At 60.9% G+C, this 15,612-nt stretch carries 13 protein-coding genes; 4 read left to right on the top strand and 9 right to left on the bottom strand.

Annotation, left to right across the window (positions count from 1 at the left end; translation table 11 throughout):
* Positions 1-16: 16 nt before the first annotated feature.
* A complete protein-coding gene (locus tag ATI02_RS10065; RefSeq protein WP_095188789.1) occupies positions 17-985 on the bottom strand; it encodes a LysR family transcriptional regulator in 969 nt (322 codons plus the stop codon).
* Positions 986-1,205: 220 nt separating this feature from the next.
* Here ATI02_RS10065 and ATI02_RS10060 point away from each other — a divergent pair, with 220 nt between their 5' ends.
* From ATI02_RS10060 to ATI02_RS10045, 4 genes are all read left to right on the top strand, one after another.
* Positions 1,206-2,705: an efflux transporter outer membrane subunit gene (locus ATI02_RS10060; RefSeq protein ID WP_100846181.1), complete on the top strand. Its 1,500-nt coding sequence runs from the start codon at positions 1,206-1,208 to the stop codon at positions 2,703-2,705.
* Between the two features lie 140 nt (positions 2,706-2,845).
* A complete protein-coding gene (locus tag ATI02_RS10055) occupies positions 2,846-5,038 on the top strand; it encodes an FUSC family protein (RefSeq protein ID WP_100846180.1) in 2,193 nt (730 codons plus the stop codon).
* Positions 5,028-5,228: a DUF1656 domain-containing protein gene (locus ATI02_RS10050; RefSeq protein ID WP_095188793.1), complete on the top strand. Its 201-nt coding sequence runs from the start codon at positions 5,028-5,030 to the stop codon at positions 5,226-5,228. Before ATI02_RS10055 ends, ATI02_RS10050 begins: the two co-directional genes overlap by 11 nt.
* Before the next feature lie 15 nt (positions 5,229-5,243).
* A complete protein-coding gene (locus tag ATI02_RS10045) occupies positions 5,244-6,110 on the top strand; it encodes an efflux RND transporter periplasmic adaptor subunit (protein WP_100846179.1) in 867 nt (288 codons plus the stop codon).
* A 109-nt stretch (positions 6,111-6,219) separates the two neighbouring features.
* Here ATI02_RS10045 and ATI02_RS10040 read toward each other — a convergent pair whose 3' ends face one another.
* The 8 genes from ATI02_RS10040 to ATI02_RS10000 form a co-directional block, all read right to left on the bottom strand.
* Positions 6,220-7,044: an SDR family oxidoreductase gene (locus tag ATI02_RS10040; RefSeq protein ID WP_100846178.1), complete on the bottom strand. Its 825-nt coding sequence runs from the start codon at positions 7,042-7,044 to the stop codon at positions 6,220-6,222.
* 36 nt (positions 7,045-7,080) lie between these two features.
* Positions 7,081-7,545 carry a multidrug transporter gene (locus ATI02_RS10035; protein ID WP_095188796.1) on the bottom strand — a complete coding sequence of 155 codons (465 nt, stop codon included), beginning with the start codon at positions 7,543-7,545 and terminating at the stop codon, positions 7,081-7,083.
* A 276-nt stretch (positions 7,546-7,821) separates the two neighbouring features.
* Positions 7,822-9,273 (bottom strand): mannose-1-phosphate guanylyltransferase/mannose-6-phosphate isomerase, encoded by a 1,452-nt coding sequence (locus ATI02_RS10030; RefSeq protein ID WP_100846177.1) that lies wholly within the window; start codon positions 9,271-9,273, stop codon positions 7,822-7,824.
* Positions 9,274-9,399: 126 nt separating this feature from the next.
* Positions 9,400-10,056, bottom strand: a complete 657-nt coding sequence (locus tag ATI02_RS10025; RefSeq protein ID WP_038357614.1) for an alginate O-acetyltransferase AlgF — start codon at positions 10,054-10,056, stop codon at positions 9,400-9,402.
* A 14-nt stretch (positions 10,057-10,070) separates the two neighbouring features.
* Positions 10,071-11,246 (bottom strand): alginate O-acetyltransferase, encoded by a 1,176-nt coding sequence (locus tag ATI02_RS10020; protein ID WP_100846176.1) that lies wholly within the window; start codon positions 11,244-11,246, stop codon positions 10,071-10,073.
* Positions 11,247-11,256: 10 nt separating this feature from the next.
* On the bottom strand, positions 11,257-12,822 hold the full coding sequence (locus ATI02_RS10015; RefSeq protein WP_100846175.1) for an MBOAT family O-acyltransferase: 1,566 nt from the start codon (positions 12,820-12,822) through the stop codon (positions 11,257-11,259).
* Positions 12,823-13,016: 194 nt separating this feature from the next.
* Positions 13,017-14,141, bottom strand: coding sequence for a mannuronate-specific alginate lyase (locus tag ATI02_RS10005; protein ID WP_100846174.1), 1,125 nt, complete (start codon positions 14,139-14,141; stop codon positions 13,017-13,019).
* A gap of 8 nt (positions 14,142-14,149) precedes the next feature.
* Entirely contained in the window at positions 14,150-15,610 is a 1,461-nt protein-coding gene (locus ATI02_RS10000; RefSeq protein ID WP_100846173.1) for an alginate O-acetyltransferase, read from the bottom strand.
* Positions 15,611-15,612 lie beyond the last annotated feature (2 nt).

The following is a 15,612-nucleotide window of genomic DNA, read 5'->3' as shown; positions in this document are numbered from 1 at the left end:
TGTGGGTTGTTTAAGGTCAGTTGGCGACGCGGGCGCCGGCGAGGCTGCCGCTGAGTTCGTAGGCGGTCAGTTCTGCTTGATGTGCGGCGAGGATTTCCGGCAGTGAGCCGCGCAGGTACTCGACCCAGGTTTTGATCTTTGCATCCAGGTATTGCCGCGACGGGTAGATCGCGTAGAGGTTCAGTTCCTGCGAGCGGTAGTTGGGCATCACCCGCACCAGTGTGCCGTTGCGCAAACCTTCGATGGCCGCGTACACCGGCAGGACGCCGACGCCCATGCCGCTGGTGATTGCGGTTTTCATCGCGTCGGCGGAGTTCACCAGAAACGGTGAGCTGTTGATGGTGACCATTTCCTGGCCTTCCGGGCCATCGAACGCCCATTTTTCCAGCGGGATCACCGGGCTCACCAGGCGCAGGCAGGCGTGGTTGAGCAGGTCGCTGGGCTTTTGCGCGCAGCCGTTGGCTTTCACGTAGGCCGGCGAGGCGCAGACGATGCTGTAGGTGATGCCCAGCCGTTGCGAGACGAAGCCCGAGTCTGGCAGTTCGCGAGCCAGCACGATAGACACGTCGTAGCCTTCGTCGAGCAGGTCCGGCACGCGGTTGGCCATGGTCAGGTCGAAGGTCACGTCCGGGTGGGTCTTGCGGTAGCGGGCGATGGCGTCGATCACGAAGTGCTGGCCGATGCCGGTCATGGTGTGGACTTTCAGCTGGCCGGCGGGGCGGGCGTGGGCTTCGCTGGCCTCGGCTTCGGCTTCTTCGACGTAGGCGAGGATCTGCTCGCAGCGCAGCAAATAGCGCTTGCCGGCTTCGGTCAGGGCGATGCGTCGAGTCGTGCGGTTAAGCAGTCGGGTTTGCAGGTGGGCTTCCAGGTTGGAGACCGCGCGCGAGACGTTGGCGGTGGTGGTGTCGAGCTGCACGGCGGCGGCGGTGAAGCTGCCGGCTTCGGCCACGCAACTGAAGGCGCGCATGTTTTGCAAAGTGTCCATGGGGTGCTCTCAAGGGAGATGGCAAATTGTGACACGAAGTTTCGGGGCCTGAGACCCCAGACTTAAGGATTATCTCGTTAACGGTAACAAAGATTCACAGGATTCCCAGCTTATCGCCGCTCAGGTCGCCCCCTAGAATTGCGCCGTTCCCTGTAGGAGCTGCCGCAGGCTCCTACATAAAACATGTCCCGCCTTATCCTCTTCTCAGGAATTCGCAGCTGTGCCGCGTCGCATCAACAGAGCGCTTTTGCCGCTCAGTGTTCTGGCTTTTACCCTGGGTCTCAGCGGCTGCATCTCAACTGATGGAATTGCCCCTCAGGGCAAGGCATTGCAGGCCAATGCGCTGGTCACCGACGACGCCATCGCCCACGCTGCCCGTGACGCCAACTGGCCCACCGCGCAATGGTGGCAAGCCTACGGCGACCCGCAATTGAACCGCTGGATCGACCTTGCCGTACAAGGCAGCCCAAGCATGGCCATGGCCGCCGCGCGGGTGCGTCAGGCTAAAGCCATGGCCGGTGTCGCTGAAGCGGCCGAGTCGTTGCAGATCAATGGTGAGTCGACGCTCAAGCGCCACAACTGGCCGACCGATCAGTTCTACGGTCCGGGCGAACTGGCCAACACCACCACGTGGGACAACAACGCCGCGCTGGGTTTCAGCTATGCCCTTGACCTCTGGGGCCGCGAAAGCAATGCCAGCGCACGGGCGGTGGATCTGGCGCACATGAGTGCTGCCGAAGCACGGCTGGCGCAGTTGGAGTTGCAGAACAACATCGTGCGCGCCTACATCGAGCTGTCGCTGCATTACGCCCAGCGCGACATCGTCGCCGCGACGCTCAAACAGCAACAGCAGATTCTCGAGCTGGCGCAGAAGCGTCTGGACGGCGGGATCGGCACGCACTTTGAGGTCAGTCAGGCGCAAACGCCGTTGCCGGAAACCCATCGGCAACTGGATGCGCTGGACGAAGAGATCGCCCTGAGCCGCAATCAACTCGCCGCACTGGCGGGCAAAGGCCCGGGTGAGGGCGCGCAGTTGCAGCGCCCGACGCTCTCCCTCGGCGCCGCGTTGAAACTGCCTTCAGCGCTGCCCGCCGAACTGCTCGGCCAACGCCCGGACGTGGTCGCCAGTCGCTGGCAAGTGGCGGCGCAGGCGCGCGGGATCGAGGTGGCGCATGCCGGTTTTTATCCCAACGTCGATCTGGTCGGCAGCCTCGGCTACATGGCCACCGGCGGCGGTGCGCTGGAGTTTTTGACCGGCAAGAAACTCACCTACAACGTCGGCCCGGCGATCTCGTTGCCGATCTTCGACGGCGGCCGACTGCGGGCCGAACTGGGTGAAGCGTCGGCCGGTTTTGACATCGCCGTGGCGCATTACAACCAGACGCTGGTCAATGCGCTGAAGAACATCTCTGACCAGTTGATCCGCCGTGAGTCGATGGACAAGCAGCAAGAGTTCGCCGCCGAATCCGTGGCCACCGCGCAGAAGACTTACGACATCGCGATGATCGCTTATCAGCGCGGCCTCACCGATTACCTCAACGTGCTTAACGCGCAAACACTGCTGTTCAAACAGCAGCAAGTGCAACAGCAGGTGCAGGCGGCGCGGTTGACTGCGCATGCCGAGTTGGTGACGGCGCTGGGTGGTGGCCTCGGTGCCGGTAACGACGTGCCGAGCTCTGAACAGACAGCGGCCCCGAAAACCCCGGTATTCCTACGTTGAACACAAAACCCGATGTGGGAGCGGGCTTGCTCGCGAACGCGGCGTATCAGTCGACATCGATGTTGAATCTGAAGACGCCTTCGCGAGCAAGCCCGCTCCCACAGGATCCCGGCCCGCCCCGACTTTTCTGAGCACAATTGATGACTCCCTTGCCCGCACCTCTACGCTGGCTTTACTCCCTGGAATGGCGTCGGGGTTTCTTTGACTGGGCGCGCAGTGACGGCGTGACCTGGGTCTACATCTTCAAGGTGCTGCTCGCCGCGTTCCTCACCCTGTGGCTGGCCATGCGCCTGGAATTGCCGCAACCGCGCACCGCGATGATCACCGTGTTCATCGTCATGCAGCCGCAAAGTGGTCAGGTGTTCGCCAAGAGTTTCTATCGCTTTCTCGGCACGCTGGCCGGGTCGGCGATGATGGTCACGCTGATCGCGCTGTTCGCGCAAAATACCGAACTGTTCCTCGGCTCGCTGGCGATCTGGGTCGGCATTTGCTCGGCTGGTGCCGCGCGTTGCCGTAACTTCCGCGCTTACGGTTTTGTCTTGGCCGGGTACACCGCAGCGATGGTCGGTTTGCCGGCGCTGGCGCACCCGGACGGCGCGTTCATGGCGGCGGTGTGGCGGGTGCTGGAGATCTCGCTGGGGATTCTCTGCGCCACCGTGGTCAGCGCCGCGATCCTGCCGCAGACCGTCAGCGCGGCGATGCGCAATGCCTTGTATCAGCGCTTCGGCGTATTCGCGCTGTTCGTCACCGATGGCTTGCGCGGGCGCAGCAAAACCGAATCTTTCGAGGCCAGCAACGTGCGTTTCATCGCCGAGGCGGTGGGGCTGGAAGGGCTGCGCAGCGTCACCGTGTTCGAAGACCCGCACATGCGTCGGCGCAACGGTCGCCTGAGCCGTTTGAACAGCGAGTTCATGGGTATCACCACGCGCTTCAACGCTCTGCATCAATTGCTTGAGCGCTTGCGTGGCAATGGCGAAGAGCACGTTGTCGCGGCCATCAGGCCAGGCTTGCAGGACTTGGCCGAAGTGCTCGACGGCTTCAGCGGTCGGGCGCTGACCAGCCCCGATGCCGCGCGACTGGCGACGGCGCTGGCGAGCTACAAGGAAGGTTTGCCGGCACGAGTGCGCAGCCTGCGCGCCATCTTTCAGGAGAGCGAGCCGAGCGACGCCGAGCAACTGGATTTCCACACCGCGTATGAATTGCTCTATCGCTTCGTCGATGATCTGCACGGTTACGCGCAAACCCACGCGTCCCTGGCCGATCACCGCCACGAACGTGAGCGCTGGGACGAGCCGTTCACCCCGCAAACCAACTGGTGGGCGGCAGCGGCCTCGGGGATTCGCGCCTCGTTCATTCTGATCGTGCTGGGCAGTTATTGGGTCGCCACCGCGTGGCCGAGCGGCGCGACCTTGACCCTGATTGCTGCCGCGACCGTGGGCCTCTCCGCTGCCACGCCGAACCCGAAACGCATGGCATTTCAGATGGCTTGCGGCACTTTCCTTGGTGCGCTGATCGGCTTCGTCGAGATGTTTTTCATCTTCCCGTGGATCGACGGTTTTCCACTGTTGTGCGTGATGCTCGCGCCAGTGATCGTGCTCGGCTCATTCCTTACGTCGCGGCCGCAATACGCCGGTGTCGGCCTCGGTCTGCTGATCTTTTTCAGCACCGGTTCGGTGCCGGACAACCTGACGATCTACAACCCCTACACCTTTATCAACGACTACATCGCCATGGTCATGGGCATGCTGGTGTGTGCGGCGGCGGGCGCGATTATTCTGCCGCCGAACAGCCGCTGGTTATGGAAGCGGCTGGAGCAGGATCTGCGTGGGCAAGTGGTCTACGCGATCAGTGGCAAGCTCAAAGGCCTGGCGTCGAGTTTCGAGAGCCGCACCCGCGATTTGCTGCATCAGGCTTATGGTCTGGCGGCCGGTGAGCCGAAGGTGCAGAAGAATCTGCTGCGCTGGATGTTCGTGGTGCTGGAAGTCGGCCACGCGATCATCGAGTTGCGCAAGGAACAGGCGATTCTGCCGGTGCACCCGGCCTATGCCGAATCGCAACCGTGGCGCCAGGCGATCCGTGTGATGGGCCGGGCGCTGGTGCGGCTGTTCTTGCAACCGAACTCAAGCAATCTCGAACGGGCGCTGGTGGCGGTCGATCATGCGATCAGTCGCGTGGCGGCCACCGATGAGCCGTTCGCGCCGCACTTCGATACCTCAGCGTTGCGCCGGGTGAAGAGCTATCTGCACTTCATCCGCACCTCGTTGCTCGACCCGCAATCACCGCTGGCCGCTTTTGCTCCCGCCAAGCCCGAAGGACTTGCCCATGCCTCGTGAAATCGCCTTCCACGGCGTGTACATGCCGACCATGACCCTGATGTTTTTCATCGCTGCGGCGCTGGCCTGGGCGGTGGATCGGTTCTTGTCGGGGTTTGATCTGTACCGCTTCTTCTGGCACCCGGCGCTGCTGCGCCTGAGTCTGTTTTCCTGTCTGTTTGGCGCGATGGCGCTGACTGTTTACCGTTGAGTTGAGAACATCCAGATGAAAAAGTTTTTCAGCCTGCTCGCGACCCTGCTGGTGCTGGCCCTGGCGCTGTGGATCGGCCGGACCTTGTGGGTGCATTACATGAACACGCCGTGGACCCGCGATGGCCGCGTTCGCGCAGACATCATCAACGTCGCCGCCGACGTCACCGGTGAAGTCATCGATGTGCCGGTGCGCGACAACCAATTGGTGAAGAAGGGCGATTTGCTCATGCAGATCGACCCGGAGCACTACCGCATCGCGGTGAAACAGGCGCAGTCGCTGGTCGCCTCGCGCAAGTCGACGTGGGAGATGCGCAAGGTCAACGCCCACCGCCGCGCCGATCTCGACAACCTGGTGATCTCCAAGGAAAACCGCGACGACGCCAGCAACATCGCCGACGCCGCCCTCGCCGATTACCAGCACGCGCAGGCGCAACTGGAAGCCGCCGAACTCAACCTCAAACGCACCGAAGTACGCGCGGCGGTCGACGGTTACGTGACCAACCTCAACGTGCATCGCGGTGATTACGCGCGCATCGGCGAGGCAAAAATGGCCGTGGTCGACATGAATTCGTTCTGGGTTTACGGCTTCTTCGAAGAGACCAAATTGCCCCGCGTGAAAGTCGGTGATAAGGCCGACATGCAGTTGATGAGCGGCGAAGTGCTCAAGGGCCATGTGGAAAGCATTTCTCGCGGCATCTACGACCGCGACAACCCGGAAAGCCGCGAGCTGATCGCCGATGTGAACCCGACGTTCAACTGGGTGCGCTTGGCACAGCGAGTGCCGGTGCGCATTCACATTGATGAAGTGCCGGAGGGTGTTTTGTTGGCGGCGGGGATTACTTGTACGGTGGTGGTAAGGCAGGACACTGTGGATAACTGACAGACCGAGGTACTGCCATTCGCGAGCAGGCTCGCTCCCACACTGGATTCGCGTTGCACTGAAGATCCCTGTGGGAGCGAGCCTGCTCGCGAAGAACGGTAACGCGGTGTCAGAGTTGGCCGCGCAACCCGAAGCGCTTCATCAACGTCGATTCCAGCAACCCTTTGGGCAGCAGCGTCGCTAACAGCGGCAATGCCCGGCTACCATTGCCGATGCGAATCAGCCGTGGCGGTTTGCTCTGCTGCACAGCCTTCAGCAGCACAGCAGCAAACTCAAGGGCCGGCGTTGGTTTGTCCTGCGACGCCTTGGCCCGCGCGCGGATCCCTTCTCGCAATGGAAACCACGGCGATTGTTCATTGATCAACTGCTCAGCCTCATGCCCGGCATTCTTGGCGAAGCTCGATTGAATCGCGCCGGGCTGTACTTCCATCACGCGAATGCCGAACGGCGCCAGCTCCATGCGCAGTGCATCGCTCAAGGCATGCACTGCTGCTTTCGAGGCGCAATAGGCACCGGCGAACGGCGTGACCAATACGCCGGAAACGCTGCCAATGTTCACCACCAAACCCTTGGCCCGGCGCAACACCGGGAACAGCGCGCGGGTGACGCCGACAATCGAGAACACGTTGGTTTCGAACTGGCGCTGCATGGCTGACACGCCACCGTCGAGCAGCGGGCCCATGGCGCCGTAACCGGCGTTGTTGATCAGCACGTCGAGGCTGCCGTGTTGCTGGTTGATGCGTTCGCCGAGTTGCTCCAGCGCTGCGCCGTCGTTGACGTCCAGCTGGATCGCGGTGAACCCGGCAGCGGCCAGTGCGGCGACGTCTTCAGCCTTGCGCGCAGTGGCCCAGACTTCGAAACCGGCGGTTTTGAACGCATCGGCGAGGGCGCGGCCGATGCCGCTGGAGCAACCGGTAATCAACGCAACGGGCATGGCGCATTCCTTGTGCAAAAAGGGTGGGGAAGGGAATCAGTCGGAGAAACTACCCTGCAATCGCTCGGCGCGAAACTCCAGGGTTTGTGGGCGATAGCCGGGACGCAGTGGCGGCATCGGCAAGCAATCTTCCCAACTGCCGCCGGCCTGCAATTCACCGGGGCCGCGATAACGCGGGGCAGTGTATTGATTGTCGGCCAGATTGACCGTGTCGCCCGGCGCATAGGCTGCAATACGCCAGCGCAGTTCGGTCAGTGGCACACTGTTGCCGTTGTTCATCTTCAGTTGCAACGGCCGATCCGCCGGGCATTGTTCGGGCGCATAGCTGATGCGCAGTTCAAGCCGTGCCAGCTGTTTGATCTCGCGGTTGTCCAGCCACACCACCCACATGGCGACCAGACCGAGGCCAATCGCCGCCGCCACCGAAACCGGCAGGGCCTTGGCCGGATAGCGCAGCAACAGAATCAGCCAGGTGATGACCAGCAAAATGCCGATGAACATGTCGGACAACCTCGAAGGGATAGAGAGGCATCCTACCTAAGCGTAGGTGAGGTTGGCGATGGGCATCGGGACTTGCGGTGTCTGACCGGGCCTCTTCGCGAGCAGGCTCGCTCCCACAGGGGAATGCATTTCAAGTGTGGGAGCGAGCGCGCTCGCGAAGAGGCCATTGCCGGCGACACAGAATCCGGACAAAAAAAGCCCCCGTCCAACCCGCTGCGGATAGGGGACGCAGTGGGCTGGGCGAGGGCTTCTTGGTTTACTGAGCGTTGTCGATCGTTACTGCGCGATGGTTTTCACCGACACGCCGCGCTCGATCGGGGTGGAGCGGCCGTAGATATCTTCGAAACGCTCGATATCGTCTTCACCCAGGTACGAACCCGATTGCACTTCGATGATTTCCAGCGGGATCTTGCCCGGATTGCGCAGGCGATGCACCGAGGCGATCGGAATATAGGTCGACTGGTTTTCGCAGAGCAGGAACACGTTGTCGTCACAGGTCACTTCAGCAGTGCCGCTGACCACGATCCAGTGTTCGGCGCGGTGGTGGTGCATCTGCAGTGACAGGCACGCGCCCGGCTTGACCGAGATATGCTTGACCTGGAAACGCCCGCCCATGTCCACCGAATCGTAGGAGCCCCACGGACGGTAGACCTCGCAGTGGTTCTGGGTTTCGCTGCGACCCTGTTCGTTGAGGGTGTTGACCATCTGCTTGACGCCCTGGACCTTGTCCTTGTGGGCGATCATCATGGCGTCCTTGGTTTCGACCACCACAATGTTTTCCAGACCGATCACCGACACCAGTTTGCCGTTGCCGTGGATCATGCAGTTCTTGCTGTCCTGGATCACCACGTCGCCTTTGGTGACGTTGCCGTTGGCGTCTTTCTCGTTGACTTCCCACAACGACGACCAGCAACCGACATCGCTCCAGCCGGCAGTCAGCGGCACGACGCAGGCGCGTTGGGTTTTTTCCATTACGGAATAGTCGATGGAGTTGTCCGGGCAGCAGGCGAAGGTGGCTTCGTCCAGCGTGACGGTATCGGCGTCTTGCTCGCTACGCTCAAGGGTCAGCAGGCAGGTGTCGTAGATGTCCGGGTCGTGCTTTTTCAGCTCTTCGAGGAAGCGGCTGGCGCGGAACAGGAACATGCCGCTGTTCCAGTAGTAACCGCCCGACTCGACGTATTCGGTGGCGCGTTTCACGTCCGGTTTTTCGACAAAGTGCGAGACGCGGCTGACGCCTTCGGGCAGCAGCGAATCGGCGGTGGATTTGATGTAGCCGTAACCGGTTTCCGGTTTGGTCGCCGGCACGCCGAACAGCACCATTTCGCCGTTTTCGGCGGCAACGGTTGCAAGGGCGAGGGCGCGTTGCAGGGCTTTCTGGTCTTCCAGCACGTGATCGGCCGGCAGCACCAGCATCAGTTCGTCACGGCCTTCATTGACCAGCATCATCGCGGTCAGCGCCACGGCCGGCGCAGTGTTGCGGCCGAACGGTTCCATCAGGATGCGCTGGCATTCCAGCTTGCGGTTGGCCAACTGCTCGTTGACGATAAAACGGTGATCCTTGTTGCAGACCACGATCGGCGTGTCCATGCCTTCGAACACCAGGCGTTCCAGGGTTTGCTGGAACAAGGTGTGTTCGCCGGTCAGGGCGAGGAATTGCTTAGGAAACTGCTTACGCGAAAGCGGCCAAAGACGTGAGCCGCTACCACCTGACAAGATCACCGGAATCATATTGTTTACTCCATAAAATCGATTGGGTTAGAGGCACGAACGTTGTGTCGTTTCACTCTTGTTTTTGTTTCGTACCCGAACTGACAACCCTCCCACAGTGGGGACGGGGTCAGGCAGGAAAATTGATTAGCGCGTCGACACCGGGCGTTTCACCCAGACTGGCGACAGGCTGCTGCCGGAACCGGTGACGTACAGCACCGCAGCTTCACCGCGCTCCAGAGCGACCGGCTTCACGTCGCCGACTTTCTTGTCGCCTTCGTACAGCGCCAGGCTGACTTTCACCGGGTTGATTTCGCGTTCGCCACGGCCCTTGGCCGCCACATTCGGTACCACGTCGGTCTTGCCGTCGGCAGTCTTCAGAGTCAGCGGTTTGTCGCTGAGGTTCTGCACGCGCACCAGGGATTTCTGCTTGTTCTTGAACGGCGGCTCTTCGATCAGTTGCGGCGCGCCGGAAGCGTTGTTGACCAGGGTGTAGTAGTGGTCACCGGCGAGTTTTACCGGCAGGGTCTGGCTGCCGACCTTGGCGCTGTAGTCGCCGCCCGGCATGAAACTGAAGTCGCTGCTGGCCAGTGGCGCAACGTCGCTCAAGTTGGTGCTGCCGACAGTGGCGCTGACTTCAGCGTTGCTGGCGTTGTAGATACGCACAAAGGTCGAGCCTTTCGGTGCGGTCGGGCCGTAGAGGGCAGCGTCGCCACCGGCGAAGGCGGGTACGGAAAGCACGCTGAGGCCAGCAACCAATGCGAAGCTTTTAGCGAGACGGCGAGGAGTAGTAGTGAAAGTCATGGTGTACCTCTCTTTCAGTTTTGCGCCCGGTCGGGCGTCTCGGATTTAGTGTTGATGGCTACGTTTTGTTGGCGAGCGCCGGCTTGTTTAAGCTCTGCGACCCACTGCGGGTCGGCGTCGCCGATTTCGTTGTTCACAGGCAGATATCGTTCAGGAAACTCCCAGATCAGCACCTGTGGCGGGCTGTTCTTGAAGTCATCGCTTTTCAGGTAGCTGAGCATTGGCAGGATCGGGCCGTGGCCGTCTTCGGCGTAGTTCACCACGTCGCTGTGCAGCGCTTGTTTCAGCGCACCGACGAAGTTCCAGTTGGGGTTGGCGCTGTAGCTGGTACCGATCAGCGCGACCGGCACTTCGCTGTTGGCGAACAGTGCGTCATCACCACCAGGTTGCTCGCCAGCGGCTACGGTGTTGCGCTTTTGCAGCGGCTCTTGCGCCGGCATCAGGTTTTCGAACAGCGGATCAAGCGGCAGGAACAGACGCAGATCGCCCTTGTGCGTGACCTTTTCCGCCGGCGTGGTGACGAAACGCTGCGGCTCGCCGCTGAGCGGGAACTTGTCGGCGATGGTCTTGGCCAGGGTGTTGGCGGCAACTTCGGCACCTTCTGGCGTCCAGTGTGTGTCGGTGCGCAGGAACACTTGCTGACCGTTCTGCTTGGCCTGTTGCAATGGCTTGAGCAGATCGGGTGCAAGGATCTTGTCCGCCGCAACCCGTGCGTGGAAGTCCTCGTAAAGGTTGGCGTGGATGCTCGACGGTTTCACTTCACCGAGGTGTTCCGGGTACAGGCGAACCTTGGCCGGCACGATCGCCATCACCAGTTTCACGCCTTTCTCTTTGAGGGTCTGGCGCACGCCTTCGACCAGCGCGTAGTTGCCTTGCAGGTTCAGCTCTTCGTTGACGATCGGGTTGAATTCCTCATCGCTGTACAACCACTGATCGCGGCCGAGCACCACGCCCGGACGACCTTCGTTGAACAGTTTGAAATCCAGCGCGGCCCAGAGGTTGGTGCCCAGACGCTTGATCGGAAACTCTTCGTCATAGTGGGTTTCCACGGCTTTGGTCCAGCGGCCGTTGAGCACCGTCGCGTCGGCGTTGGTGCTGAAGCCGAAGAAGCTGCGTACCGACCACAAGCCCAAGACCAGCAGGGTCACCAGGAACAGGGCGATGTAGAAGATGCGTAATGAGCGGGTCATGTCAGATCCCTCAGAACTGGAAGTAAAGGAACGGCGAGAAGCTTTGCGCCGAGAGTTTGAGAATCGAGGCGATGAACAGCAGCAGGATCAAGCCGTGCATCACGTAACGCGACCAGTCCGCCGTCCAGTAGGCCGGTTGCACCTGGGCGTCGACGCCGACGGTGTAGCCAGGCTCGTGGATGCTCGCCGGGTTTTCGCCGGGGGCTGCCTTGATCATTCCTGGGGTCGCAGCGGCGGGGCCGTCGGTTTCAACGTTGACCACTGGCTTGGTTTTGACCGGAGGCTGGTTGGTGTACAGATCACGCAGACCGAAGAACGCCAGCGTCACGTAAGCCACCACCAGCGTCGCCACTTGCAGACCGGTGAGGCTGGCCTGATTGAGTTCCGACAGCGACCAGTCGCCGAAGCTGAACATCGCGCCGTACATACGCCCGGCAACGTGCAGGTTCTCGGCACGGAAGATCACCCAGCCCATGACCACGAGCAGGAAGGTCAGCGCCCAGCGGATCGGGTTGAGGCTGCGTGGCGAAGTATTCAGGCCCAGCGCTTTTTCTATCGCCAGCCACATGCCGTGCCAGGCGCCCCAGACGATGTAGGTGATGTTCGCGCCGTGCCACAGACCACCCAGAAGCATGGTCAGGAACAGGTTGCGATAGGTCATCAGCGTGCCTTTACGGTTACCGCCGAGGGTGATGTACAGGTAGTCACGCAGCCAGGTGGACAGGCTGATGTGCCAGCGACGCCAGAACTCGGTGATCGACTGACTGATGTACGGCTGCTTGAAGTTTTCCATGAAGCGGAAACCCATCATCAGACCCAGACCGATCGCCATGTCGCTGTAACCGGAGAAGTCGAAATACAGTTGCGCGGTGTACGCCAGCGCACCCAGCCAGGCATCGCCCGTGGTCGGGTTTTGCAGGGCGAAGCAGTGGTCGGCAACTACCGCTAGGGTGTCGGCGATGAAGACTTTCTTGATGAAACCCTGCATGAACCGTGTGCAGCCCTCGGAGAATTTGTCGAGGGTGTGCGTGCGGTTGTTGAACTGGTCGGCAAGGTCGCGGAAACGCAGGACCGGGCCGGCAATCAGGTGCGGGAAGATCGCCACAAACGCCGCAAAGTCGATCAGGTTGCGCGTGGCCGGGGTGTCGCCGCGATACACGTCGATGATGTAGCTGATCGACTCGAAGATGTAGAACGAGATACCGATCGGCAATAGCACGTGGGTCAGGATGAACGGCGACAGACCGACCGAGGTCATCATCGCGTTGATGCTGTCGACGCCGAAGTTGGCGTATTTGAAGTAGCCGAGGATGCACAGATCCACTGCCACGCCGAGCAACAGCCAGCGTTGCGCCGGTTTGGTCCGCACGCCGGCAGCACCGACTTTCAGGCCGATCCAGTAGTTCCACAACGTGACGGCGGCGAACAGCGCCAGGAAGTCCACTCGCCACCACGCATAGAACACGTAGCTGGCGAGTAGCAGCAGCAAATTGCGATAACGAATCCCGCTCAGGTAGTACATGCCGAGAAAGATCGGCAAGAACAGAAACAGGAACACGTTGGATGAAAATACCATCCCGATCTCTCCATGTTTGAACCAACAGTCAAGGGCCAAAGCCCCCCCAAACCCCCCATGAAAATTCAGGGGGCGACATCACTTCACTGTGGGAGCGGGCTTGCTCGCGAAGGCGCTGTGTCAGTCGACATTATTTTTCAATGTCAGACCGCATTCGCGAGCAAGCCCGCTCCCACAGGGGATTGCATTCATTCTTACGAACCCTTGTTGCCCTTTTCATGGGTCGGGTCGTAGACCTTGGTCAGGTCGCCACCGAGGCGGAAGGTCTTGAACGGCTGCATGCCGCGCTTCTTCTCGATCACATCCGCCGGGCAGGTGTAGAGGGTGCAGAACGGTTCGAGCCAGGCGAATTTCATGTCCTCTTTCAAGTCGGTCATGTCCTGCTCTTTGCCGTTCTTCTTCTCGAACTCGTCCGGGTCTTTAACCCCCGACAAGACGCGATCACCCAGACGCTTCAGCGCGCCGTTGTTTTCCTGACGCAAATCGACACCGTTGACCTGAGCGAAACTGGCGATCATTGCCAGCGGCGGCAGGGCGTAGTTGTGATAGGCGAGGGCGCGTTGCTGGCGCTTGAGTTCGTTTGGCAGGAAACCGTCAGCATCGACTTGATTCACGCCGACCTTGTATTCCTTGACCGCCCAATCGAACAGGTCGCGGCGGTTGGTCGCGACCGATGTCGCCATCACCGACCAGGCTGCCCAGTACGAGTGGTTGTTGGTTTTTTCCAGCGGCAGGTTGTCCCAATCGCTGACGACCTGGTCGGCCATTTTGCTGAACCATGCCTCGATCAACTGCGCTTGCTGCTGATGCTGCGCCAGCGGATGCGAGTCGGAGAATTTCAGGCGAATGTACGAAGAGGCCATGCTGCCCAGCGCCCATTTGCGCATCGACTTGCCGGTGTGGTTGAAGTCTTTCGACATCAAGGCGTCAGCCTTGGCCCAAGCGGTCAGCCAGTTCAGCGTGCAATCGAGCTGCTCCGGGCGACCATCACGCATGAACTGCATCACCCGTTTGGCGGTGCCGCGCTCCAGCGTGGTGATGTCTTTGGTGGTGTCGCGGAAGGCTTTTTCCGACTGCACGTTCAGGGTCGAACGGGCCTTGTCCGAGCCTTCGTATTTGCTGCGAAATTGCAGCGCGCCGGTGTACGGCGTCGGCATTGCGTCGCAGCCTTCGCTTTTGTCGCCAGTCTTGAATTTATCCACAGGCGCAAAGTAGCCCTGTGGTGGACGCAGTGGTGCGGCGGCCTGCGCGGTGCCGGCGAAGATCGCCAGCCCGAGCAGCGTCGGCGCTAAAAGAGTTTTCAGTTTCGAGTTTCGCATAGCAGACCTCATTGCCCGACCTGAGCGGTTTGTTGCCCAGCGCCCGGGAATACGTTGCGTTTGCAGATTTTCGCTTCGACTTTCTGTGGCGCGGCGCCGGCTTCCGGCCCCTGGACTTCGACCGCCAGCAGGTTTTGCGAGGCCCAGTCTTCGTCCGTGCGCAACTCAAAGGCGAAACGACCGTCGGTGTCGGAAGTTTCCGGTTTCTCGATCTTGATGTCCTCGTGGCGACCGTTCATGTACCAGAGGGTGGCTTGCAGGGTTTTCACCGAGGTGTCGGCGAAGCGGATGTCGACCTGATGGCTGCTGTTCTGCAGGTTCAGGTTCTTGCTGTTGACCAGCAGTTCTTGCTTGGTGCCTGCCTTCAGCGTGGTGCTGGCAGACATCTGCGCGTCTTTGCCTTCGCAGCCGTTATCCAGCAGGGCCATCATCTGGCGATAGATGGTTTCCTGATCGAGGCGATACAGCGGCGAGAATTCCCAGATGAGAATCTTCGGTGGAGTCTTCTGGAATTCGTCGCTGCCCAGGTACTGCAACATCGAACCTTCCAGACCGCCGCCGGGGAAGGCGACGTTGAGAATGTCGGCACCGATGGCCTCTTCGAGGAAGCCGGCGAAGTTGTAGTTCTTGCCGCTGTGCGATGTACCGACGAGGGTGATTTGCGGGTTGCCGGAATCACCGAACAGATCGCCGTCACCGGCTTCGCCCTTAGGCTCGGTGGTGAACTGGTCCATGTACTGGATCGCGTAACTGGTGCCGCACAGTTGCCCGGCCATATTGTGCAGGGTGCCGGTCTTGCCCATGCGCCCGGACTTCTTGGTCTCGAACTCACGCTTGGGAATGTCGGCGAAGGCCGGGATCTGCTTGACCTTCTCGGCAACGATTTTCGCTGTGCGCTGGGCGCCGTATGGCGTCCAGTGCTGGTCGCCGCGGAAGTAGAAGTCGTGGGCGGGCAGGGTGTCTGGCAGCGATTCGTTGGTCAGCGGCGACAGGTCAGGCACCACGTAACCCATCTTGGCGAAACGGCCGAGCATGGTCTTGTAGTTGCCCAACGCTTTCTCGTAATCGAACGCGGCTTTTTCCTGCGGGTTGAGCTTGTTGCGGTTCACCAGACCACGGGTCGGCTGATAAACGATCACCAGCTCCACACCTTTGCTCTTGAACGCATCGTGCAACTGCTGCATGCGCTTGTAGCCGGCCGGGGTGGTGTTGAACTCGGTGCGCAAGTCTTCCTGGGTTCGGAACAGCCAGTCGCCCTGAGCCTGCACCAACGTGGTGAAGTTCTGCTGATAACGCGTGGTGTAGTTCTTCGCGTCGTGTGCTTCAGGGCACAGGTTGCAGCACGGATCGGCGGTGAACTTCGGCGGGGTAGCGCCGGCAGCCTCGTCGGCGCGTGCGCCTTGGCTGGCCGCCAGAATGCCCACGGTCAGGGCCGACAGGCTGAGTAATTTGATCAAGTGTGGGTGCATAA

Source organism: Pseudomonas baetica (assembly GCF_002813455.1).
GTDB lineage: Bacteria > Pseudomonadota > Gammaproteobacteria > Pseudomonadales > Pseudomonadaceae > Aquipseudomonas > Aquipseudomonas baetica.
The sequence above is the reverse complement of the archived record's forward strand: the minus strand, read 5'-3'. Positions and strand labels throughout refer to the sequence as shown.

Bases quoted from the DNA above. Each gene is read 5' to 3' on its own strand.
- ATI02_RS10015 (WP_100846175.1), bottom strand. From the start codon at position 12,822: ATGGTATTTTCATCCAACGTGTTCCTGTTTCTGTTCTTGCCGATCTTT.
- ATI02_RS10005 (WP_100846174.1), bottom strand. From the start codon at position 14,141: ATGCGAAACTCGAAACTGAAAACTCTTTTAGCGCCGACGCTGCTCGGG.
- ATI02_RS10035 (WP_095188796.1), bottom strand. From the start codon at position 7,545: ATGTTCATCGGCATTTTGCTGGTCATCACCTGGCTGATTCTGTTGCTG.
- ATI02_RS10025 (WP_038357614.1), bottom strand. From the start codon at position 10,056: ATGACTTTCACTACTACTCCTCGCCGTCTCGCTAAAAGCTTCGCATTG.
- ATI02_RS10050 (WP_095188793.1), top strand. From the start codon at position 5,028: ATGCCTCGTGAAATCGCCTTCCACGGCGTGTACATGCCGACCATGACC.
- ATI02_RS10000 (WP_100846173.1), bottom strand. From the start codon at position 15,610: ATGCACCCACACTTGATCAAATTACTCAGCCTGTCGGCCCTGACCGTG.
- ATI02_RS10045 (WP_100846179.1), top strand. From the start codon at position 5,244: ATGAAAAAGTTTTTCAGCCTGCTCGCGACCCTGCTGGTGCTGGCCCTG.
- ATI02_RS10065 (WP_095188789.1), bottom strand. From the start codon at position 985: ATGGACACTTTGCAAAACATGCGCGCCTTCAGTTGCGTGGCCGAAGCC.
- ATI02_RS10040 (WP_100846178.1), bottom strand. From the start codon at position 7,044: ATGCCCGTTGCGTTGATTACCGGTTGCTCCAGCGGCATCGGCCGCGCC.
- ATI02_RS10020 (WP_100846176.1), bottom strand. From the start codon at position 11,246: ATGACCCGCTCATTACGCATCTTCTACATCGCCCTGTTCCTGGTGACC.
- ATI02_RS10055 (WP_100846180.1), top strand. From the start codon at position 2,846: ATGACTCCCTTGCCCGCACCTCTACGCTGGCTTTACTCCCTGGAATGG.
- ATI02_RS10030 (WP_100846177.1), bottom strand. From the start codon at position 9,273: ATGATTCCGGTGATCTTGTCAGGTGGTAGCGGCTCACGTCTTTGGCCG.